Annotated in this window: 24 protein-coding genes; 13 read left to right on the top strand and 11 right to left on the bottom strand. The window is 38.5% G+C overall.

Annotated elements, in window-relative coordinates; all coding sequences use genetic code 11:
• Positions 1-29: 29 nt before the first annotated feature.
• Together POF52_RS13600 and POF52_RS13595 are read right to left on the bottom strand one after the other, a co-directional pair.
• On the bottom strand, positions 30-182 hold the full coding sequence (locus POF52_RS13600; RefSeq protein WP_271993167.1) for a hypothetical protein: 153 nt from the start codon (positions 180-182) through the stop codon (positions 30-32).
• A gap of 25 nt (positions 183-207) precedes the next feature.
• Positions 208-390, bottom strand: coding sequence for a YolD-like family protein (locus POF52_RS13595; protein ID WP_028409205.1), 183 nt, complete (start codon positions 388-390; stop codon positions 208-210).
• A gap of 618 nt (positions 391-1008) precedes the next feature.
• On the opposite strand from POF52_RS13595, the gene POF52_RS13590 reads away from it, so the two are divergent.
• Positions 1009-2817 (top strand): assimilatory sulfite reductase (NADPH) flavoprotein subunit, encoded by a 1809-nt coding sequence (locus tag POF52_RS13590; RefSeq protein WP_116071232.1) that lies wholly within the window; start codon positions 1009-1011, stop codon positions 2815-2817.
• Between the two features lie 22 nt (positions 2818-2839).
• On the top strand, positions 2840-4561 hold the full coding sequence (gene cysI / locus POF52_RS13585) for an assimilatory sulfite reductase (NADPH) hemoprotein subunit (RefSeq protein WP_013083867.1): 1722 nt from the start codon (positions 2840-2842) through the stop codon (positions 4559-4561).
• A 51-nt stretch (positions 4562-4612) separates the two neighbouring features.
• Here cysI and POF52_RS13580 read toward each other — a convergent pair whose 3' ends face one another.
• Positions 4613-4879, bottom strand: a complete 267-nt coding sequence (locus POF52_RS13580) for a hypothetical protein (protein ID WP_013083866.1) — start codon at positions 4877-4879, stop codon at positions 4613-4615.
• A 198-nt stretch (positions 4880-5077) separates the two neighbouring features.
• On the opposite strand from POF52_RS13580, the gene POF52_RS13575 reads away from it, so the two are divergent.
• The gene (locus POF52_RS13575) at positions 5078-5827 is read left to right on the top strand and encodes an SDR family NAD(P)-dependent oxidoreductase (RefSeq protein ID WP_074894982.1); all 750 of its coding nucleotides are present in this window, start codon (positions 5078-5080) and stop codon (positions 5825-5827) included.
• A gap of 41 nt (positions 5828-5868) precedes the next feature.
• Here POF52_RS13575 and POF52_RS13570 read toward each other — a convergent pair whose 3' ends face one another.
• A complete protein-coding gene (locus POF52_RS13570; RefSeq protein ID WP_016764769.1) occupies positions 5869-6399 on the bottom strand; it encodes a GNAT family N-acetyltransferase in 531 nt (176 codons plus the stop codon).
• A gap of 236 nt (positions 6400-6635) precedes the next feature.
• Complete coding sequence (locus POF52_RS13565; RefSeq protein ID WP_095379296.1) at positions 6636-7640, bottom strand: DUF3231 family protein; 1005 nt, start codon at positions 7638-7640, stop codon at positions 6636-6638.
• A 317-nt stretch (positions 7641-7957) separates the two neighbouring features.
• Between POF52_RS13565 and POF52_RS13560 the strand changes: the two genes are divergently transcribed.
• The 6 genes from POF52_RS13560 (at position 7958) to POF52_RS13535 (ending at position 12471) form a co-directional block, all read left to right on the top strand.
• Positions 7958-8752 carry an aminoglycoside N(3)-acetyltransferase gene (locus POF52_RS13560; protein WP_271993166.1) on the top strand — a complete coding sequence of 265 codons (795 nt, stop codon included), beginning with the start codon at positions 7958-7960 and terminating at the stop codon, positions 8750-8752.
• Positions 8753-9021: 269 nt separating this feature from the next.
• Complete coding sequence (locus POF52_RS13555) at positions 9022-10254, top strand: NAD(P)-dependent malic enzyme (protein ID WP_013083861.1); 1233 nt, start codon at positions 9022-9024, stop codon at positions 10252-10254.
• 163 nt (positions 10255-10417) lie between these two features.
• The gene (locus POF52_RS13550; protein ID WP_013057785.1) at positions 10418-10723 is read left to right on the top strand and encodes an antibiotic biosynthesis monooxygenase family protein; all 306 of its coding nucleotides are present in this window, start codon (positions 10418-10420) and stop codon (positions 10721-10723) included.
• Positions 10720-11079, top strand: coding sequence for a hypothetical protein (locus tag POF52_RS13545; RefSeq protein ID WP_271993165.1), 360 nt, complete (start codon positions 10720-10722; stop codon positions 11077-11079). The genes POF52_RS13550 and POF52_RS13545 overlap by 4 nt, the downstream gene beginning before the upstream one ends.
• Before the next feature lie 228 nt (positions 11080-11307).
• Positions 11308-11952, top strand: coding sequence for a hypothetical protein (locus tag POF52_RS13540; RefSeq protein WP_271993164.1), 645 nt, complete (start codon positions 11308-11310; stop codon positions 11950-11952).
• 99 nt (positions 11953-12051) lie between these two features.
• Positions 12052-12471 carry an Rrf2 family transcriptional regulator gene (locus POF52_RS13535; RefSeq protein ID WP_271993163.1) on the top strand — a complete coding sequence of 140 codons (420 nt, stop codon included), beginning with the start codon at positions 12052-12054 and terminating at the stop codon, positions 12469-12471.
• A 30-nt stretch (positions 12472-12501) separates the two neighbouring features.
• Here POF52_RS13535 and POF52_RS13530 read toward each other — a convergent pair whose 3' ends face one another.
• The 5 genes from POF52_RS13530 to POF52_RS13510 form a co-directional block, all read right to left on the bottom strand.
• Positions 12502-14124, bottom strand: coding sequence for an APC family permease (locus POF52_RS13530; protein WP_016764764.1), 1623 nt, complete (start codon positions 14122-14124; stop codon positions 12502-12504).
• Positions 14125-14516: 392 nt separating this feature from the next.
• Positions 14517-14972 carry a hypothetical protein gene (locus tag POF52_RS13525; protein ID WP_014459377.1) on the bottom strand — a complete coding sequence of 152 codons (456 nt, stop codon included), beginning with the start codon at positions 14970-14972 and terminating at the stop codon, positions 14517-14519.
• 241 nt (positions 14973-15213) lie between these two features.
• Complete coding sequence (locus POF52_RS13520; RefSeq protein WP_016764763.1) at positions 15214-15666, bottom strand: DMT family transporter; 453 nt, start codon at positions 15664-15666, stop codon at positions 15214-15216.
• A 12-nt stretch (positions 15667-15678) separates the two neighbouring features.
• Positions 15679-16107 carry a DMT family transporter gene (locus POF52_RS13515; RefSeq protein WP_129710478.1) on the bottom strand — a complete coding sequence of 143 codons (429 nt, stop codon included), beginning with the start codon at positions 16105-16107 and terminating at the stop codon, positions 15679-15681.
• A 70-nt stretch (positions 16108-16177) separates the two neighbouring features.
• Complete coding sequence (locus POF52_RS13510) at positions 16178-16492, bottom strand: ArsR/SmtB family transcription factor (RefSeq protein WP_013083854.1); 315 nt, start codon at positions 16490-16492, stop codon at positions 16178-16180.
• A gap of 294 nt (positions 16493-16786) precedes the next feature.
• Between POF52_RS13510 and POF52_RS13505 the strand changes: the two genes are divergently transcribed.
• From POF52_RS13505 to POF52_RS13495, 3 genes are all read left to right on the top strand, one after another.
• Positions 16787-18277 (top strand): MFS transporter, encoded by a 1491-nt coding sequence (locus tag POF52_RS13505; protein ID WP_013083853.1) that lies wholly within the window; start codon positions 16787-16789, stop codon positions 18275-18277.
• A 286-nt stretch (positions 18278-18563) separates the two neighbouring features.
• Entirely contained in the window at positions 18564-18734 is a 171-nt protein-coding gene (locus POF52_RS13500; protein ID WP_013083852.1) for a hypothetical protein, read from the top strand.
• Positions 18735-18880: 146 nt separating this feature from the next.
• Positions 18881-19273: a hypothetical protein gene (locus POF52_RS13495; RefSeq protein ID WP_271993162.1), complete on the top strand. Its 393-nt coding sequence runs from the start codon at positions 18881-18883 to the stop codon at positions 19271-19273.
• A gap of 23 nt (positions 19274-19296) precedes the next feature.
• Here POF52_RS13495 and POF52_RS13490 read toward each other — a convergent pair whose 3' ends face one another.
• On the bottom strand, positions 19297-19653 hold the full coding sequence (locus POF52_RS13490; protein WP_013057773.1) for a helix-turn-helix domain-containing protein: 357 nt from the start codon (positions 19651-19653) through the stop codon (positions 19297-19299).
• Positions 19654-19920: 267 nt separating this feature from the next.
• On the opposite strand from POF52_RS13490, the gene POF52_RS13485 reads away from it, so the two are divergent.
• Positions 19921-20904 (top strand): asparaginase, encoded by a 984-nt coding sequence (locus POF52_RS13485; RefSeq protein WP_034650732.1) that lies wholly within the window; start codon positions 19921-19923, stop codon positions 20902-20904.
• Positions 20905-20906 lie beyond the last annotated feature (2 nt).

Below are 20906 nucleotides of genomic sequence, written 5' to 3'. Positions count from 1 at the left end.
GCGCACAAATTTGTGCGCTTTTTTCTATATTAACTGGTTGTTTCATTAGGCTTACGAAGAAAAGGAGATTGTTTAGACGTGTCATACGAAATTTGATCAAGCAAATACGTTAAATATAAGTTCAGTTCAAATCGATCTTCCGACACAAAATCTGTAAGCGTTTGCTTATCATCTTTCCACATGGTAATTCCTCCTTAATTTTACATACTAATGAATGGATTTAATATCAGAAAGCAAAAGGGAAACAACGGCTTCATTTTCGTCTTTTACGGATAGAATTTGCTGATGGAGATTTAAGTTGTGCACGCGGCCTTTGCACGTTTGCAACGTCCCATTTTTATAGTAAGAAACAGTTATCGTCCCACTTTTCGTTAATTCTCGTAAAAACATTCAAGAAGCCTCCTTAAAAAAGATTACCTGATTTAAAAGCCAGTCCTTTCATTTGAGATGAGCAAAAGGGAATTGTATGTACTGCAAGCTTCCCTTTATATTCTTCAACGTGTATGAATAGATGGAATAAAAGGTTGCTAGCTCACCTATAAACTGTCCTAAATTTCAGAATATACTGTCTTTTCCATATAGTGTTTTTTAAAAGGATTAATGTTACATTTATTATGTAACATTCTGATGAGAAAGAAAACCGTTTCTACAAAACTTCTCTAAAAATTACAAAATATTCATATTCATGTGAAGGATGTAGAATGAGCAAATATAGAAGTAACTGCGTTTATAAAAAACGTAAACATAACTTCAATTATTAATGATCTTAATACTAGTTATCAATTATATGTATTTTACTAATTTATTCTTCTCCGATAAAATGCAGGTAGACGAATTTGATAAGAATTTTCTAATGATTTATATAATTAAATTTGATATAATCTATAGGAATAATAATGTATGAAGGGAAACATCATTGATTAATTAGACACAGGTATTACATGTTGTTGAAGATGATTCGTAAAAGCATACATATTTAAATTATATATTTTTGTGAGGTGGACAGTGTTGCAACTTAAGGTAGTAAACAGCCCTTTTAATCAAGAACAAGCAGATTTGCTTAATCGCCTTCTGCCGACATTAACAGAAGCACAAAAAATGTGGTTGAGCGGTTATTTAACAGCAGCTCAATCTACGTCTGCCGAAGGAACGCCAGACGTTTCTACAGCAGCGCCTGCTCAAACGAAACAGACAGTTTCAAAAGACGTAACGATTCTTTATGGATCACAAACAGGAAATGCTCAAGGACTTGCTGAAAATACAGGCAAAACGCTTGAAGCAAAAGGCTTTAATGTAACTGTATCTTCTATGAATGATTTCAAACCAAATAATTTAAAGAAACTTGAAAATTTATTAATTGTCGTAAGTACACATGGAGAAGGAGAGCCGCCTGATAATGCGCTATCTTTCCATGAATTTCTTCACGGCCGTCGAGCGCCAAAACTTGAGAACTTCCGTTTCTCTGTTTTATCGCTTGGAGACAGCTCATACGAATTTTTCTGTCAAACAGGAAAAGAATTTGATGTGCGCTTAGCAGAACTTGGCGGTGAAAGACTGTATCCGCGCGTTGACTGTGATTTAGATTTTGAAGAGCCTGCAAATAAATGGCTTAAAGGTGTTATTGACGGATTAAGCGAAGCGAAAGGACACAGCGCTTCGGCAGCTGTTCCAGCGGAAGCTCCTGCAGGAACTTCACCATATTCAAGAACAAACCCTTTTAAAGCAGAAGTGCTTGAGAACTTAAACTTAAACGGCCGCGGATCAAATAAAGAAACGCGACACTTAGAACTATCTCTAGAAGGTTCAGGTTTGACGTATGAACCAGGAGACAGTTTAGGTATTTATCCTGAAAATGACCCGGAGCTTGTTGATCTTCTTCTTAACGAATTCAAGTGGGATGCAAGTGAAAGTGTAACGGTTAATAAAGAAGGAGAAACGCGTCCTCTTAGAGAAGCGCTAATCTCTAATTTTGAAATTACCGTTTTAACAAAGCCGCTTTTAAAGCAAGCAGCTGAGCTTACTGGAAACGATAAGTTAAAAGCGCTTGTAGAAAATCGCGAGGAATTAAAAGCATACACACAAGGCCGTGATGTAATTGACTTAGTTCGTGACTTCGGTCCATGGAACGTATCGGCACAAGAGTTTGTAGCCATTTTACGCAAAATGCCAGCGCGCCTTTACTCGATTGCAAGCAGCTTATCAGCAAACCCTGATGAAGTTCATCTAACAATCGGAGCGGTACGCTACGAAGCGCATGGACGCGAGCGTAAAGGTGTTTGTTCAGTCCTTTGTTCAGAACGTTTGCAGCCAGGCGATACGATTCCTGTATACCTTCAAAGCAATAAAAACTTTAAGCTTCCTCAAGATCAAGAAACGCCAATTATTATGGTAGGACCTGGTACAGGTGTGGCTCCGTTCCGCTCATTTATGCAAGAGCGTGAAGAAACACGGGCAAAAGGAAAGTCATGGATGTTCTTTGGAGATCAGCACTTCGTAACAGACTTCCTTTACCAAACAGAATGGCAAAAATGGTTAAAAGATGGCGTACTGACAAAAATGGACGTGGCGTTTTCACGCGATACAGAAGAAAAAGTATACGTACAAAACCGTATGCTCGAACATAGTAAAGAATTATTCCAATGGTTAGAAGAAGGCGCATCTTTTTATGTGTGCGGAGATAAAACAAATATGGCACGCGACGTGCACAACACGCTAGTTGAAATTATCGAAACAGAAGGCAAGATGAGCCGTGAACAGGCGGAAGGTTACCTTGCTGAAATGAAGAAACAAAAACGTTATCAGCGTGATGTATACTGAGGATTGAAAGGAGATTTTCAACATGGTAAACAAAATTTTAAAAGCGCCCGAAGGTCCTCCAAGTGACGTTGAGCGCATAAAAGATGAAAGTAATTATTTGCGCGGTACATTAGGAGAAACAATGCTAGACCGCATTAGCTCAGGTATTTCTGAAGACGATAATCGTTTGATGAAGTTCCACGGAAGCTACTTGCAAGATGACCGAGATCTTCGTAACGAACGCCAAAAACAAAAGCTAGAGCCAGCTTACCAATTCATGCTTCGCGTCCGTACGCCAGGCGGAGTTTCAACACCAGAACAGTGGCTAGTGATGGATGATTTAGCACAAAAATACGGAAATGGAACGTTAAAGCTGACAACTCGTCAGGCATTCCAAATGCACGGAATTTTAAAGTGGAACATGAAGAAAACGATTCAAGAAATTCATGCTTCGTTATTAGATACAATTGCAGCTTGCGGAGATGTAAACCGTAACGTAATGTGCAATCCGAATCCCTATCAGTCAGAAGTACACGCTGAAGTATTCGAATGGTCAAAAAAATTAAGTGATTACTTATTGCCTCGTACAAGAGCGTACCACGAACTTTGGCTAGATGAAGAGAAAGTGATCAGCACACCGGAAGTGGAAGAAGAAGTGGAACCAATGTATGGTCCGCTCTATTTGCCAAGAAAGTTCAAAATTGGCGTAGCTGTTCCACCGTCTAATGATATTGACGTGTATTCACAAGACCTTGGCTTTATTGCCATTTTAGAAGACGAGAAACTTGTTGGGTTTAACGTAGCAATCGGCGGCGGTATGGGTATGACGCACGGAGATAAAGCAACTTACCCTCAGCTTGCAAAAGTGATTGGGTTCTGTCGACCTGATCAAATTCTAGAAGTAGCTGAAAAAATCATTACGATTCAACGTGATTATGGAAACCGCTCTGTACGTAAAAACGCGCGTTTTAAATACACGGTTGATCGTCTTGGATTAGAAACGGTAAAAGAAGAGCTTGAAAATCGTCTGGGCTGGAGCTTAGACGAAGCAAAATCTTATCACTTTGATCATAACGGAGACCGCTATGGCTGGGAAAAAGGTGTAAAAGGAAAATGGCACTTTACTCTTTTTGTTCAAGGTGGACGTATTGCTGACTTTGAAGACTATAAGCTTATGACGGGTCTTCGTGAAATTGCAAAAATTCATAGCGGTGATTTCCGTTTAACGGCCAATCAAAATTTAATTATCGCGAACGTATCAACTGAAAAGAAAAAACAAATTAGTGACCTCATCGAACAATATGGATTAACTGACGGCAAGCATTATTCGGCTCTTCGTCGCAGCTCATTAGCTTGTGTATCGCTTCCAACTTGCGGGCTTGCGATGGCAGAAGCTGAGCGTTATTTACCAGTTCTTCTTGAGAAAATTGAAGCAATTGTAGATGAAAACGGCCTTCGCGATAAAGAAATTACTATTCGTATGACGGGCTGTCCTAACGGCTGTGCACGTCCTGCTTTAGGTGAAATTGCTTTTATCGGTAAAGCGCCGGGTAAATACAATATGTATCTTGGAGCAGCATTTGATGGCAGCCGCTTAAGTAAAATGTACCGTGAAAATATCAGTGAAGAAGAAATTTTAAACGAGCTGCGCGTCTTGCTTCCTCGCTATGCAAAAGAGAGAGAAGAAGGCGAGCACTTTGGTGACTTTGTCATCCGCGCTGGTGTAATCGAAGCTGTAACAGACGGCACGAATTTCCACGCATAATACGTATGAAGGGACCTTTCTAAACTTACAGAAAGGTCCCTTTTTTCTATTTTAATATTCTCTAACAAATACAGCTACTCCAAATACTCCTAATCTTTCAGCAGTAATTTGTTCAAAGCCGTTATCAAGTAAACAATGTGCTGCACTTCGGTAGCGCTGACCTTGAGCTAACAAGCGTCCGCAAGGCTTTGCGCTGCCGATTACTGTTGCTTCTACGACAGTACGAGGAGCTTGTCTATCCAAAGGATTTCGCTCCCACAGAATTGTCACCACATCCGGAGGACGTGGGATAGATACATTTCCTGTGTGTTCATGCATAGCCATCACCTCCTTACACTATAGTAAATGCAAAAAATGACAGAATGCTTGTACACACGCTGATTTTTATTTAAAAAGGCGTTCAACTATGCCTAACTCGGCTAATTTCATAGCAATGAGGTGACTAATAGAAACGGATGGTATAAAAAAGAATGCTATAATGTAAAAGAAAGGAACTTTTATCAAGGAGGGAGAAACATGCAGCAAAAACGAGTAGCGGTTATTACAGGGGGAGCAAGCGGAATTGGCAAAGAAACTGCCTTAAAGTTTGCGCAAAAAGGAGACGCGGTGGTCATTGCTGATTATGATAAAGGGAAAGGAAAAGAGGCCCTTCAAAAAATTGAAGAAGCTGGAGGGAGCGCTTTATTTGTGCAAACGGACGTCACAAAGTTTGAAGAAGTGGAAGCACTGATTGAAGAAACCGTGAACCGCTTTGGGCGAATTGATGTGATGTTTAACAATGCAGGTATTGGACACCCTACATCTATTTTAGATCAAGACTTAGAAGAATATCACCGTATTATTAATGTGAATCAGCACGGCGTTACATATGGGATTATGGCAGCGGGCAGGAAAATGAGAGAGTTAGGTATTAAAGGCGTCATTATCAATACGGCATCTATTTTTAGCTTCTTAGCCTCACCCGGTACCTATGCCTATCACGCAACGAAAGGAGCTGTTGTGATGATGACGAAATCAGCTGCGCTAGATCTCGCTAAATACGGTATTCGCGTCGTCGCCGTTGCGCCAGGATTTGTTGATACGCCCATTATTCAAGGCTATAAAGACAACGGTATGATTGAAGGAATGAAAGCGAAAACGATGAGCAGAGAGCTCACTACACCAAAACAAATTGCAGATATGGTTTATTTGCTTTCCTTAGAAGAAGCGGGAGCTGTAAACGGCAGCGTCATCATGGCTGATGATGGGTATGCGGCATTTAAATAAAATGAAAAAGGATTCTTTTTAAGAAAAGAATCCTTTTTTTATTATGTAGCAGGCAGGGAACTATAAACAAACGTATCGTGAGCTTTTCCGTTTTGATACATATAGTTTTTTAACACGCCTTCTTTTTGAAACCCGAGCTTTTCAAGCACATGCTGTGATGCTTTGTTTTCAAGAAACACAACAGCTCCAATCCGCACTAGCTGAAGAGTATCAAAGCCATAAGCCATAACAGCCGAAGCAGCTTCTGAAGCATAGCCGTGACCCCAGTGCTGAGGGTGCAGCTCATAGCCAATTTCCGCGCGCTTATGCTTTTGGTTCCACTGATTAAATCCAACTGTCCCGATCAATTCCCCCGTATCAAGCCGTTCAATTCCCCAGCGCACGCCTTTTTGATTTCTGTAATTTTCAGCAAAAATATCAATTAGAACCAGAGCTTCTTGAATAGTTGTGAATTTTTCTTGCCCGTAATATCTAATAACTTCTTTCTGAGAGAAACAGTCAAAAATACTATCTGCATCGACTTCTGTTATTTCACGAAGTGTAGTGCGAGGTGTAAGAAGAATAGGAAACATACTTTTCTCCTTTCTATTTTATATAGAAAGATTTCGTCAGCTCAGGGAAAATACCTTTTATTTTATTTTTCTGTTATAAATTAAGTAGAAATACGGGCTAAATGACTAAGAAAAAGATGGGAACAACTTCTAAATAACGCAAACAGTTGTTACGTACTAGCCCTAAAAACAGTATACTAAAAAAACAAATAGAGCTAGCTGCACGTAGAGCAGCTAGCTTTCCTACAGGAAAGAACCTATTTTTTAGTTAACTGATTGCGATCTTCAATTTGAGGAGGCTCTTCAAGCCATCCGTTTTGAATCATGATTTTACCGCCTTCTTTTGCCAAACTGTAAATGTCTTTTGCAAGCTGGAGCATCTTTAATGGCAAATCACTTCTTAAACTAAAGGCTCCTCCTAAAGCGTTACTCCCCAGACCGAACGTACTCAAAAGACTCGTATTGTACATCATCAGCTTATCTGAAAAAGGAGGAACGGTTGAATTTGTCGCTTTTCCGGCATGAGTAGCCGGAGGTTCTATGTAGCTATGGCGTAAAATATCACCTAGTTCTGTTTCAATTTTCTTCGAAAGCTTCATACCCCTGACAAAATGCTGCTGTGCCTCTTTATTGTTGGCCACTTGAGCAAAACCAATCATCAGCTGCATTCCTACAAGATTTGTATCAACAGCATGTTGAATAAGTGACACTTCAATGGTATTCAACGATCTTTTTTCGCTAAACCAGCTCAATCCGCCTATATAATTTTGCGCATGGACAAAATGGACTTCCTTAGGCATAGAAACGTATGGGGGTTTTGCGATGACACCCGTTTCTAACAATACTTGTGTGGATTGATTGTATATGTCCTGTGCTTCTGCTGTTGCCTCTACGAAGAAATTCCGGATATCTTCTCGGTAAGACATGGTCGAATGCAAAGCAAACAGTCCTGTTTCAATTTGAGCCATTAAGCGTATATACATGACTTCGAACATATGATCGTATAGCTTAGGAACTCCTACATTTACGTCATCTTTCGTAAAACCAATTGGGATAACAGCGCCTTCATTCTCAAATATTTCTTTAATTTGCGCTACACTTTTTAAAGATCGGCTGTAATATAGCTCAAAAAGTTCTTTGTAATCCTGTTTATCTTCCAGAAAATATTCTAAAAACCTCAAAATCATCGTTTTTTCCTGATAAGTCATCCATAAGTTAGCAAGCTCTGAGGACGTGAGCGGCGGAAGTTTTGATGTGCTCATTGTACACATTCCTCCTGATAATAGTGATAGGTAAATATGTATAGCTTCATTAGTATTTCTTTTATTTATAGGAATATTCTTCTTTTTAATTTATTGAAAAGCTTCAGTAGCGGTTATTATAGTAAGATAATTGAAGGAAATGAAGCTTACCAACAAGTCAGTTGTATGATAACTGATATGAATAAAACTAAGTTTTTCTATTACTTTAAATAATTTGACAATTGGTGTTATTCTTACTATTATGGAAACATAAGTTTTACATATATTGCTAGAGTTCAGCAACAAATTCTAGCAGCACCATAAGTAAGGAGCTTACGATGAAGCACATTGTCCAAGCAACAGATCATCCTAGAACGAAAAATACATTAAAAGAAGATTTACGCAGGTTAGGCATAACAAAAGGGATGACTATCATGGTTCATTCTTCGCTGTCTTCATTAGGGTGGGTAAACGGAGGTTCAGTAGCCGTTGTTCAAGCTTTAATGGAGACAGTGACAGAGGAAGGAACGATCGTGATGCCGTCACAGTCGGTCGATCTTTCGGATCCATCAGAATGGGGCAATCCGGCTGTGCCAAAAGAGTGGTGGGAAACTATTCGGGAAACGATGCCTGCATATGATCCAGCTCATACACCAACAAGCGGGATGGGACAAATCGTGGAAACTTTTCGAACATATCCTGGCGTAAGAAGAAGCAGCCATCCAATGTATTCATTCGCCGCTTGGGGAAAGGGCAGCGAAGACATCTTAAGAGATCATCCTCTTGAATTTAGTTTAGGCGAAAATTCTCCTCTTGAAAGGCTTTACAAAAAACATGCCTTTGTTTTATTATTAGGTGTCGGGTTTGGAAATAATACTTCTTTTCATCTAGCAGAATATCGGATTCCATATCGAAACGTAATTCAAAAAGGGTCTCCAGTTATGGATTCAGGAAAGCGAGTATGGAAGACGTATAAAGAATTAGAGTTTCGAGAAGAGCTGTTTGAAGAGATAGGTGAAGCGTTTATTGAAGCAAAAAGAATAAAAGCTGAAAAAATCGGTTCAGCACGTGCATACTTCTTTTCAATGCCTAAAGCCGTCGATTTTGCTGAAACGTATTTGAAAGCGCTATAGTGAGCGCTTGTATGCTTTCTAAGTTGTCTGTATATCAGACAACTTGAAGTGAGACAAACAAGAGTCCCGCCGCCTCTAGACTTTATATTAACAAAGCGCAGCAGTCGTTTAAGCAAGATAGTTTACTTTTTATGTTTCTTGTTTCATAATGGCACTTGTCTGTGAATTTATTCGGTCAGGTTGTCTTACAATTATGGAGATAAAAAGCAAGTGTTAAATAAATTCATTAAAAAATTTAAATGTATAGAAAAAAAGGAGAGAATACAATTATGTCACTACGTGATCAAGCACTACATATGCATCAAGAAAAACAAGGTAAGTTAGAAGTTAAATCAAAAGTTGAAGTTCAAAACGCTCAAGATTTAAGCTTAGCTTACTCTCCGGGAGTAGCAGAACCTTGTAAAGAAATTCATGAACATCCAGAAACGGTGTATGATTACACAATGAAAGGAAACATGGTCGGGGTTGTGACAAATGGTACTGCTGTTCTTGGTCTTGGAAACATCGGACCTGCGGCTTCACTTCCCGTTATGGAAGGAAAAGCAATTTTATTTAAAAGCTTTGCAGGCGTAGACGCATTCCCAATTGCCCTTGATACAACAGATACAGATAAAATTGTTGAAACTGTGAAATTAATGGCTCATACATTCGGAGGCATTAACTTAGAAGATATCGCAGCTCCACAGTGTTTTGAAATCGAAGAGCGCCTGAAAAAAGAAGTAGATATTCCTGTGTTCCATGATGATCAGCACGGTACAGCAATCGTAACAGTAGCAGGACTTGTAAATGCATTAAAAATTGTAAACAAATCAATGGAAGACTTAAAAATCGTCTTAAACGGAGCAGGAGCTGCCGGCATTGCCATTACAAAACTTCTTTATTCTTACGGCGTACGTGACATGATTATGTGTGATACAAGAGGTGCTATTTATGAAGGACGCCCTCAAGGTATGAACAAAGTAAAAGCGGAAGTGGCTTCTTATACAAATGTAAACAAAGAAAGCGGTACGCTAAGCGATGTAATTAAAGGCGCAGATGTATTTATCGGCGTATCTGCAGCAGATGCATTATCTCAAGAGATGGTTAAATCAATGAATGGAGATGCAATTATCTTTGCGATGGCAAATCCTAATCCAGAAATCAAGCCGGACGCTGCAAAAGAAGCAGGAGCGGCTGTTATTGGAACAGGTCGTTCAGACTTCCCTAACCAAGTAAACAACGTTCTTGCATTCCCTGGAATCTTCCGCGGTGCGTTAGACGTTCGCGCTACTCATATCAACGAAGAAATGAAAAAAGCTGCTGTTGAAGCAATTGCAGCCCTTATTACAGAAGAAGAGCTAAACGCAGATTACGTGATCCCTGGACCATTTGATCCTCGCGTAGCGCCAGCTGTAGCAGAGTCTGTAGCAAAAGCGGCAATGGATTCAGGCGTTGCCCGCATTACAATTGATCCAGCACGTGTAAAAACACATACAGAACAATTAACAAAAATCGAAAACTAATAACGGTAAAAAAGCCCTTTGAAACGCTGTTTCAAAGGGCTTTTTGTTTTAAAGACCTGCTGTAACCGCTGTGAAATCTAAACGTAACACCATTTCATCTCCCATATGATGTACAATAAAGAGAAAAGAACCCAGGTTTTGTATCATAAAGGGAGGAACAAAGATGTACACCGTATTTTCAACATTTAATGTACCGGATGAAAAAGCTGAAGAAGTGATTGGAATTTATAAAAATCGTTCAAAATCAGTCGACGAGGCTCCAGGATTTGTAGATTTTCTACTTCTTCAAAACGATAAGCGAGCAGGGGAGCTCACCGTTCAGCTTACATTTGATACGAAAGAGAATTATTTAAGCTGGGTACGAAGCGAAGATTTCAAGCGTATTCATGATTTAGAGAAAAAGTACCCTGATCAAGAACTGGCAGCTGTCATCCCAAAAGTTTCTCAATACAAAGTGGTGGCACGATGAGTTCACTTCCCGTTAATAAGATCGTCGAAAGAGTAACGGAGAAAATCTACGAGTTAGAACCTTCTTTGCTCGAAAAATTCGGAGAGCGCGGCAAAGAAAGATGCCATGAAGATAATCATTATCATATGAAGTATCTTGAGACAACATATAAGTTAGACAACCTGCAAATTTTTACGGACTATGCCTTATGGTTAAACAATTTACTTACGAGCCGAGGCATGAAAACACAGCATATTATTGATAATTTTAAGTTTATACAAGAAGCGCTGTTTGAACTAGATAATTATGGTGATAAACAAGTACAGGCGTACGTGACTTACTTAGAAGAAGCAAATCATATACTGAAGCAACAGTAGCTTTAAAAAAGAGGCTAGGACAAAAGTGTTTTAGTTAAAAGAAAATCCGAACGGGTTTGATTCTTGATAGAGAATTTAACCCGTTCGGATTTTTTCATTGGTAGGTTGAACGTAGGTTTCCTGTATGTAGATGCTTCTAGCTGTTGATTGGAGTAATGTAGTTATATTTCACTTTTTTGTTTTACATATGTATAAAGGTGGAAATAAAAAAGAAAAAGGAGAATACATATGCAAAAACAGCTAACAAAAGGAATCCTGTCCTTAGTCACTCTATGTATGATTGGAAGTGCGGTAGCTTGTTCAGGTGAACCAGCTAACAAGACAAAATCTGACAACCATAAAGCAGAGGAAAAACCAATTGAAGACCGTCAAGAATTGACAAAGCTACAGCAGTATTCCAATGACCCAGACATTAAAAAGGGGAAAGAAGAAGATTTTGACTTGATCGGTACGTTAAAAAAAGACGCTGAAAAAGAAATGACGCTGAATATTGATGGTCAACTTGTTAAAGTACCAAAAAGCTCTGGGATGGAAGTGGAAGGCTCACAGCTAAAAGATATGCTTAATAAAGAAGTAGAAGCTGAAATTGACGCAGCTAAACAAGAAGCAACTAGTATGGAATTAACTCCAAAAGCAAAAGCAGATAAAGATGGCGTGTATGAACAAGATGGAGACGAACGTAAAATTGTGGGTATTTTTATAGAAGAAAGTAACAAACATATAACGGTAAAAGTTCCAAGCGGCAAAAAAACGTATCAAAAAAGCACTGACTTTGAAAAAGAAGAAAAAGGCAGTTTAAAAGAAAAGACGGTATACCTTGAAATCAACTCAGCTAACGAAGTAGAAAGTATAGAAAAAGAAGACCGTGAATAAATAAAGCTACACTTCTTCTTTCCCTCCTTGCTCTCTTGACTTTTTGAACTGTGTCACTTAACGTTACAGTAGAGAAAGAAAAAAGGTGGTTTATGGAAGATGAACAGTGAATTTACCATTGCCGTGCACAGCTTAGTGTTCCTAGCAAATTTACCAGATCACCGAGCAAGCAGTGAATCGATTGCTTATAATATCTGTACCAATCCTGCACGGGTTCGGAAAATAATGAGTACACTCAGAAAAAACAACTTGGTTCGGACAAAAGAAGGGCTAGGCGGCGGTTATACTTTAGGCTGCAGCCCTGCTGAAATAAGTCTTGGGGTGATTTACCGAGTTATATCGACAGGAACGCTGAAGCCTCACTGGTGCAGCGGCGACCCTGACGCTGACTGTATTGTCAAATCAAACATTCAAACAGTGATGGACGACATTTTTACAGAGACTGAGCAAAGTGTAATTAGGCATTTAGATCAAATTACGATCGAAGACGTGCTGAAAAAAGTTAAAACTGCTCACTAAAAAGCACCTTGCTCATGCAAGGTGCTTTTGTTATGACTCTTTGGAAGCGGCTGTTTCAGCCGCTGCTGCTTTTAAGCTGTCATTTACTTTTCTTCCATTCTCTAAATACTCTGTTTTGAAGCCGCTTTTTAAAGCCCATGTGTAGAAGAGAAGAGAAACAACAACAATAATTCCCATATCCCATCCATATTTAATAACGTTAAGGCCCCCAAACTTTTCGCTTCCAAGCCATGAAATAGTCATCATACACAGTAAGTATACAACCATCCATACGCCACCTTTGAAGTTCTGGCGGAATCCCTTCCATTTAGCCTTTGCTTGATAATAAAAATAAATAGGCAGGCCGATTAAAATAATAAACAAAACTTGTCCAGTTAGCGGCCAGCGTGCCCAATATAGCGTTAATGAAGCAAAAATAAAGCCGAGCGGCGCAATAATGCTTAATCCTTTTAAACGAAGGGGACGATATAAATCGCTTCCAGTTCGTCTTAGCGTCATAACCGTAACAGGACCTGTAATGTAAGAAATAAGCGTAGCGACTGAAATAATTTCAGCAAGCACGCCCCAGCCCCGAAATAAAAACAAAAAGACAAGAGCAACAGCTAAGTTAAAAAACATGGCTTGACGCGGAACACCATAAATAGGATGAAGACGTCCTAGAACACTTGGCAAATATTTATTTTGTTCCATACCATAAATCATTCGAGCAGTAGTAGCTGTATACGTAATACCTGTTCCAGATGGTGAAACAAACGCATCTGCATACAGGACAATTACAAGCCAGTTAATATTAAGGGCAATGGCTAAATCTGCAAATGGAGAGTTAAAATTTAAATGACTCCATCCCTTCGCAATATCAGAAGGGTTTACCGCACCGATAAAAGCAATTTGAAGAAGCAAATAAATGACTGTAGCCACTAAAATTGAGCCTACAACCGCAATTGGAATAGATCTCCCAGGATTCTTTGCTTCTCCAGCCATATTAATAGGGCTTTGAAAGCCGTTAAAAGCGAATACAATTCCAGATGTAGCAACAGCTGTTAGCACACTAGCCCAGCCGTTTGGTGCGATGCTGCTTCCAGAAGTGAAGTTCTCGCCGTGAAAGCCGACAAATAAAAGTGCTCCAATTGTAAGTCCCGGTATAACAATTTTAAAAATAGTGATTAACGAGTTGGCCTTGGAAAATAGTCCAACTGTCCAATAATTCAGTAAAAAGTAAATAATCAATAGCACAGTAGCGATAGCTAATCCTTCGCCAGTTAACGTTCCTTTTTCTACGAGGTGGCTTGTCCACTGTGCCCACTTCCAAGGCCACGAACTCATATACTGTACAGAAGCTACTGCTTCGACTGGAATAACGGATACAATCGCAATCCAGTTTGCCCAAGCAGCGATAAAACCAATAAACGAACCGTGTGAGTACTGCGTATACTTGACCATCCCGCCGGCTTCGGGAAACATGGATCCTAATTCACTGTAAGAAAGTGCAATAAATAAAATAACAACCATTCCAATGACCCATGATAAAATAGCAGCCGGCCCTGCAATTTGAGCTGCTCGCCACGCTCCAAATAACCAGCCGGAACCAATAATTGATCCAAGTCCCGTCATGGTTAACGCGAATGTTCCCATTCTTCGATGTAAATTGTTCATCTGACTAACACCTTTCATGTAAAATAAGTCTTTCATTTAAACATTGTTGCTTTATTATTATTATTCTGAAATCTTTGGTTGTCAACTTTTGTCGTTACAGGTAGTTCTTAATGCCTATTTATTTCCAGCTATGCAGGAAAGCTATCCTCAACCTTTCTGTCACGGTAATTAAAGCGCTTTACTTTCTTTTTCATCCTACAGGAAACCCTACAAAAATAGATAAAAACCGACAAAAAGTTATCAAGTTCATATCTTATGCACTAGCAATATGAAAAAATTAGGGGATAAGTGATAGTTATATTCCCTAAATATGTGAAGAGAAAACGCGCTTCATAATAAAGCCCCTTTTGAATAGAGGAATAAATACCTTCAAAAGGGGGAGAGTTGGAATTTTATCTTTCTTGATGTTTATACTCGAGTAGTTTTACGACGTTTTCTACATCATTTTCAGCAGAAAGTTCGTTGATATTCACTTTATAAATAAGCGTATCCGTTGCAAAAAATTCATCTTCTCCCTCGGGTTTTACTTTTAAGTTTAAGATTTTCACCCGCACAATATGAGTGAACTTACCGCCTTTGCCGGGCTGTATTTCACCCATTTGTATCCCGATATCATCTTTTTTAATAGGGCGAACTTTTACTTTTTTATGCTGTTTACCGTAAACCTTCTCATAATGAGAAGTAATATCTTGATGTACCCAAGGTTCAAGAGATTGATAAATAAAATCTTTTACAACAGGCTGACTTACGTGTGATTCTATATTTTCTTCTGGTATATTTTCTTCTGCGGAAATGGAAAGCGTAAAACAAAAAAAGACAAATGCTGCTAAAAATAAAAATTTTCCCACGAAAAAACCCACCTTACCTGTTCGTTTATGTAGCTGATTTTCTAAATCTGCCTCTTTATCTTTTGAACAAAGGCAGGAAGGTATGCACAATTTTTTTTGTGGAATTTACCTTATTTAAAATCAATTTAGTTTAAATAAAATATGTTCTAAATAATTGATTGAAAATTCAAATGTGGTTTACGTACAAAAAATAGCCAAGTGCGCCTTTACATAGGGGCACTTGGCTATTTTCATGAACATTTTATGCTGCTGTTTTCTTATTGCTTTTAAAAATAAAATAAAGAGCTAATAACATAAATGCTACACCAATCCAGCGGGATAGATCAAAGGGTACTTCCTTACTTCCAAACCAGCCAAAATGGTCGATAATCATACTTGCAAATAACTGACCGATAACAGTTGAGATATTAGCTGCTGTTACACCAATTTTAGGTACAGCTAAAACCGTTAGAAATAAATAAGATGCTCCGAATAAAGCGCAGGTAAGCTGCCATTTAGGGACATCGAAAACCGAGAGAATGTTTCCTTGACCAAAGAACACAACGACAATTGTTAAAATCATGGCACCTGTCGCAAAGGTTAAAAAAGCTGTTTCAAACGTACCTGTTTTTTTACTTAGTGTCCCGTTAATAGAAGACTGAGCGCTTAGCGTTAATCCTCCTATTAAGGTAAGTATCACCATCAATAAACTCATCGTAAAACCCTCCTAGAAAATAAGTACAAGCGCAATTCCCATACATACAATAGCCATTACGCGTTCTTTGTTAATTTTAATTTTACTGCTGCCAAGCCAACCAAAATGCTCAATGATCATGCTTGTAATCATTTGACCCACAATAACAGCAACCATTGAAACGCCAATTCCAATAAAGGGGATACTAATCACTAGAATTGTTAAATAAATCGTACCTAATAAACCGCCGGTTAAATTCCACTTAGGTGCTTTTAAGACGTAAGGTAAATCTCCTTTTCCAGCAAATAAAGTGGTCAGACCTAAAATGAGCGTTCCCATGATAAAAATATAATAACTGCTTTCAAGTTTCCCCACTGTTTTTCCAAGTTCTCCGGCAATAGCGCCTTCCATACTTAAAGCAGCTCCGCCTAGAACCGCAACCAAATAAACCAACAACTTCACGTTTATCACTCCAATATTTCTTTATATTTATATATCTAGAAAAATAGATATAATAAGTGAAAAAAACTCGTTAAAGTTTTTTTCGTAAGAATGAAGAAAGCTCTTGAAGCGTTTCTTCATTTCGGCGATAGTATGTCCATTGACCGTGCCGAATTGACTCTAACAAACCTGCTTTTTGCATCATGGAAAGATAACTAGAAACTGTGGACTGAGACAGCTGAGCTTTTTCCTGAATATCTCCCACGCAAACACCGCCTCTGCTGCTGACCTCCTTAGGCAAATGTGCTTGTTTGTCTTTAAAATGCTTTTCAGGTTCTTTTAACCACTCCAATATATTTAATCGAGTTTCATTAGATAATGCTTTAAAGATATCAATAGGTTTCATACTTATTATTTTATTCGTCACAGCTCAGATGTCAAATGTTCAAGTTTGCATTTTATAGTTGAATAACAAGCAATGGGTTGAATTATAACAGCTGTGAAAAAAAGTCAACTTATAATAGAGTATAAAAAAGAACGGTTTACCCAGCGCTTTTTCTATTTATATGATCAAGAAGTATCTTATTCTTTTGAGTAGAAAAGGTGACATATTCCTTATTTTTCAAGGGGTAGTTTAGTAAAATAGAAAAAAGTGAATAACAAAGGAAGCTAGTCTATTTACTCAGGGGGAGGGCTGCATATGCAAGGGAAAACAAAACAAGTGCGCTTTCGTAATATGGTAGCGTATGGATTTGGGGATTTGTTTGGCGGAGGATCCTTTTTTATTATCGGCACATTATTTATGGTTTTTTTAACGGATGTAGTCGGGCTTTCTCCTGTAGAAGCAGGAACGATTGTAGCTCTTGGAAAAGTGTGGGATGCTTTGTTAGATCCAACCATTGGGTACATATCTGATCATCTTCAGACAAAAAAAGGACGAAGAAGAGTCTTTTTTCTTTTTGGAATCATTCCAGTTGCCATCACGTTCAGTATGCTGTGGATTCCTATTGAAGGCTCGCATATGTTCAAATACACCTATTTTATCTTAGCTTATCTTTTATTTAACACGGCGTTTGGTATGGTCATGGTTCCTTACAATACGCTAGCAGCGGAGATGACGACAGATTATAGTATTCGTTCGAAAATGACGGGAATACGCATGGTCTTTTCACAAGGCGCTTCATTTTTAGGCGCTTTCTTCCCAAAACGAATCATTGATGCGTTTCCAGGTGGACAAGGATATTTAATCATGGGCATTATCTTTGGTCTTCTTTTTGCTCTTCCATGGATTTTTGTCTATAAAGGAACTTGGGATAGCGGAGAAGTAGTGGAACGAAAAAAGAAAAGCGGATTTTGGTTAGAATTTAAGCAGCTTTTTATCAGTTTTGGAAGTGCATTTAAAAATAAGTCGTTTAACGTGTATCTTGCCATGTACTTAGCATCTTACATTGCAATGGATGTATTTAATGCTCTTTTCTTTTATTTTATTGCCTATTACATGCTGCGCGAAGCTATTTATGCAGACACCCTAAGCTTTGTGCAAATTACACAAGTGCTATTTATTCCTCTTGTTACGTACATAGCCATTAAGTTAGGAAATAAATTAACCTATAACTTCAGCATGATCATCTGGGGAACGGGCATTGTTTTATTCAGTTTCCTAACAACAGACAGCTCTTTAGTTCTTATTTACTTAGCAGCATTTTTCTTAGGAAGCGGTCATTCTGGAGCGATTATGATTCCATGGAATGTACTGCCGTTCGTATCAGATGTAGATGAAATGATTACGACAAAAAGAAGAGAAGGCGTGTATGCAGGGCTGATGTCGTTTATTCGAAAATCTTCTCAGGCGCTTGCGATTTTTCTTGTTGGTGTTGCCTTAAAGGATATTGGCTATGTACCAAACGCCGAGCAGTCAGCGTCTACGCTAGCCGGCTTGCAAAAGCTGTTCATGATTGTACCTGCTATTTTGATTCTCGCTGGAATTATCGCAACCATATGGTTTAAAATAAGTCCGGAAAATCACAAAATCTTATTAACTGAAATTCAAAGAAGAAAAAAGGGAGGCCGAGCGAAAGACGTTACTCCTGAAGCGAAAGCGGTTTGTGAAAGTTTAACGGGTTATAAATACGAACAGCTTTGGAAAGACGTAACCATTTCAAAAGAAATTCGAGATAAAACGGTTGTTTAACCTATAACTTCGCGAAAAAGCGCAAAATTTTCAGCGCAAACAATCGCTAATTATATCCAATAAGAAACTTCCTCTGACGTATTGCCTTTTGACAAGAAAAGAAATTTTCCTGTCTATCGACTCATTTTTCAGGTGAATTTTAGAAAGGAAGGATTTCTTGCCATTAAAGATGTGCAATTTGGCACGTCTTGATAGGGTGGATTGTACAACTTATAATAAAACTATAAACTAGCCACAGGCGCTTTCAAGGCGCAGGTATAAATTAGAAAGAAGGAAGGTACAGTTTATGCCAATTCGATATGTTTGTCCACAATGCCAAGGAGCCGGTAAGAAATTTGGATTGATAAAGTGCAAAGTGTGCAACGGCGAAGGAAACATCATCATGTCTTCTAATGAGCCAGATCCAACTAAAAATAAGAAATTAAAATCATCTTCTAAACAAGATAAAGCAATGTAGGCTATTGCTAATAAAGGTATGTATGAACCCTGCTTTTCTATAAAAAAGCGGGGTTTTCTGCTAGACAGATAAAAGCTTTTCTTATGATACAATAAAATGAAAGTCGCTAAAATAAGGGATAGGGAACCGAAAGAAGAGGGAAATAGATGGAATACACAGCAAAACAATTTACGCCGCAGTTAGAACAACATATACATACAGTTGAAAAATCTATGCAAGAACTTCTCAAATCAATATATGCACAATATAAAGAAGCTTTTGAAAAAAAAGGGATGGAGATTTCTGTAGAAGTAATCCGTGAAGGGGAAAATCCTTTTCAGCCCGGTTACCACGCCACTATTCAAGTGGGTATTTTGGAAAAAGATGAGTTTTTAGACAGTCTTTTTATTCCTATCTGGCACTGTGTACGCATGTTTTGGGGCATCCGTTCTTCGAGGAAGCTCCCAGGCAGCAAGATAACCGGCGAGCTGCTGGAAGAAACAGAAGAGGAAATAACAAAAGAAGTAGTAGGGTATTTAGAAATGCAGCTAGAAGATTAGAAGCACCCTGCTTCTAATCTTCTTTAAATTGAAGAAGGTGCAGTTTCTTTTTCAATTTGTCTTTTAGCACGAATAAAAGCCGTCAGCTGCTGAATTTCTTCTTGAGATAGTTCCGCACCGTCGACCGTAATCGTATGAGTTTGAGGCGATGTTAATTCGATGGGTGCATCTGAAAGAGAGTGAGGTTCCTTTTCCTTACCTAGCAAGTAGTCTGTTGATGTATCAAATAGTTCTGCGATTGTAACGAGTGCTTCAAGAGAAGGACGACGATAGCCAGATTCGTATCCTGCGTAGGTGCTTTTAGCAATTTCAAGCTGGTCAGCTGTATATTGAAGAGACCATTTTTTTTCTTTCCTGAGTTGAGCTAATCTGCTTAACATTCATGACGCTCCTTTGTAGGTGTAGTATGTAAAAAACCGAGGCATTCAGCTCGCGCGCAGATCTTTGTAATCAAACCGTGAGCTAATTTACATTTTTATTCATTATATCATTGCTGCAGAGAAAAGTGTACGCGAAACGAATAATTTTTCTCTTGATTTATTGATTTTTGGTTACTATAATTACAGGTGAAGTACGCGAAATGAATATAATTTATTTGATAGATTGTCAGGTTTTTTTACAAAAATTAAGCAAAGGGGATGTCAGTTTTGAAAAAACTATTATTGTTATCAACTGGTGGAACGGTCGCTTCACTTGAAGGTGAAAATGGACTTGTTCCTGGAATGGAGCCAGATCAATTACTAAGCTACATACCTGATTTAAATGAACACTGTCAAATTGACAGCAAATCTCTTATGAATCTTGATAGTACAAATATGCAGCCAGAATGTTGGATAGAGATGGCAAAAGCGATTGAAGAGCATTATAATGAATACGATGGTTTTGTTATTACCCATGGAACTGATACAATGGCCTACACATCGGCAGCTCTTTCTTACATGCTTCAGCATTCTAAAAAACCAATTGCGATTACCGGATCTCAAATTCCTATTTCATTTAGTAAAACGGACGCGAAGCGCAACATTGCAGATGCGATTCGCTTTGCATGTGAAGAAACAGGCGGAGTTTATGTAATCTTTGACGGTCGTGTGATTCAAGGTACAAGAGCAATCAAGCTTCGTACAAAAAGCTATGATGCATTTGAAAGCATTAATTATCCATACGTGGCGTCTATTCATGATAATACGGTGGAATATACAAAATCCGTTCACTCTAGTAAAGAAGAGTTGACGGTTAATACATCTCTTTGTACGGATGTAGCGGTTGTTAAACTGTTTCCCGGCATTAAACCCGAATTTTTCGATGGATTAAAGGATGTATATCAAGGCGTTGTTGTTGAAAGCTATGGAAGTGGAGGTATTCCATTTCAAGTTCGCAACATTTTAGCCAAGCTTGTTGAGTTAACAAACCATGGTGTATCCGTTGTCATTACGACTCAGTGTCTTGAAGAAGGAGAAGACATGGGCATTTATGAAGTGGGCCGAATGATTAATCATGACAGCGTCGTTCGCTCAAAAAACATGAACACAGAAGCCATTGTTCCTAAATTAATGTGGGTGCTCGGACAAACCAAAGATCCTCACCAAGTTAAAAAGATGATGGAAACATCGATTGCAGAAGATATTAATTAAAA

Origin of the sequence: Priestia sp. AB (assembly GCF_028369225.1) — a bacterium.
In the GTDB taxonomy this organism is placed as follows: Bacteria; Bacillota; Bacilli; order Bacillales; family Bacillaceae_H; genus Priestia; species Priestia megaterium.
The sequence above is the reverse complement of the archived record's forward strand: the minus strand, read 5'-3'. Positions and strand labels throughout refer to the sequence as shown.

Coding starts and splice junctions, on each gene's coding strand:
- POF52_RS13600 (WP_271993167.1), bottom strand. CDS start 182: ATGTGGAAAGATGATAAGCAAACGCTTACAGATTTTGTGTCGGAAGAT.
- POF52_RS13595 (WP_028409205.1), bottom strand. CDS start 390: ATGTTTTTACGAGAATTAACGAAAAGTGGGACGATAACTGTTTCTTAC.
- cysI (WP_013083867.1), top strand. CDS start 2,840: ATGGTAAACAAAATTTTAAAAGCGCCCGAAGGTCCTCCAAGTGACGTT.
- POF52_RS13580 (WP_013083866.1), bottom strand. CDS start 4,879: ATGCATGAACACACAGGAAATGTATCTATCCCACGTCCTCCGGATGTG.
- POF52_RS13575 (WP_074894982.1), top strand. CDS start 5,078: ATGCAGCAAAAACGAGTAGCGGTTATTACAGGGGGAGCAAGCGGAATT.
- POF52_RS13570 (WP_016764769.1), bottom strand. CDS start 6,399: ATGTTTCCTATTCTTCTTACACCTCGCACTACACTTCGTGAAATAACA.
- POF52_RS13565 (WP_095379296.1), bottom strand. CDS start 7,640: ATGAGCACATCAAAACTTCCGCCGCTCACGTCCTCAGAGCTTGCTAAC.
- POF52_RS13560 (WP_271993166.1), top strand. CDS start 7,958: ATGAAGCACATTGTCCAAGCAACAGATCATCCTAGAACGAAAAATACA.
- POF52_RS13555 (WP_013083861.1), top strand. CDS start 9,022: ATGTCACTACGTGATCAAGCACTACATATGCATCAAGAAAAACAAGGT.
- POF52_RS13550 (WP_013057785.1), top strand. CDS start 10,418: ATGTACACCGTATTTTCAACATTTAATGTACCGGATGAAAAAGCTGAA.
- POF52_RS13545 (WP_271993165.1), top strand. CDS start 10,720: ATGAGTTCACTTCCCGTTAATAAGATCGTCGAAAGAGTAACGGAGAAA.
- POF52_RS13540 (WP_271993164.1), top strand. CDS start 11,308: ATGCAAAAACAGCTAACAAAAGGAATCCTGTCCTTAGTCACTCTATGT.
- POF52_RS13535 (WP_271993163.1), top strand. CDS start 12,052: ATGAACAGTGAATTTACCATTGCCGTGCACAGCTTAGTGTTCCTAGCA.
- POF52_RS13530 (WP_016764764.1), bottom strand. CDS start 14,124: ATGAACAATTTACATCGAAGAATGGGAACATTCGCGTTAACCATGACG.
- POF52_RS13520 (WP_016764763.1), bottom strand. CDS start 15,666: ATGAGTTTATTGATGGTGATACTTACCTTAATAGGAGGATTAACGCTA.
- POF52_RS13510 (WP_013083854.1), bottom strand. CDS start 16,492: ATGAAACCTATTGATATCTTTAAAGCATTATCTAATGAAACTCGATTA.
- POF52_RS13505 (WP_013083853.1), top strand. CDS start 16,787: ATGCAAGGGAAAACAAAACAAGTGCGCTTTCGTAATATGGTAGCGTAT.
- POF52_RS13500 (WP_013083852.1), top strand. CDS start 18,564: ATGCCAATTCGATATGTTTGTCCACAATGCCAAGGAGCCGGTAAGAAA.
- POF52_RS13495 (WP_271993162.1), top strand. CDS start 18,881: ATGGAATACACAGCAAAACAATTTACGCCGCAGTTAGAACAACATATA.
- POF52_RS13490 (WP_013057773.1), bottom strand. CDS start 19,653: ATGTTAAGCAGATTAGCTCAACTCAGGAAAGAAAAAAAATGGTCTCTT.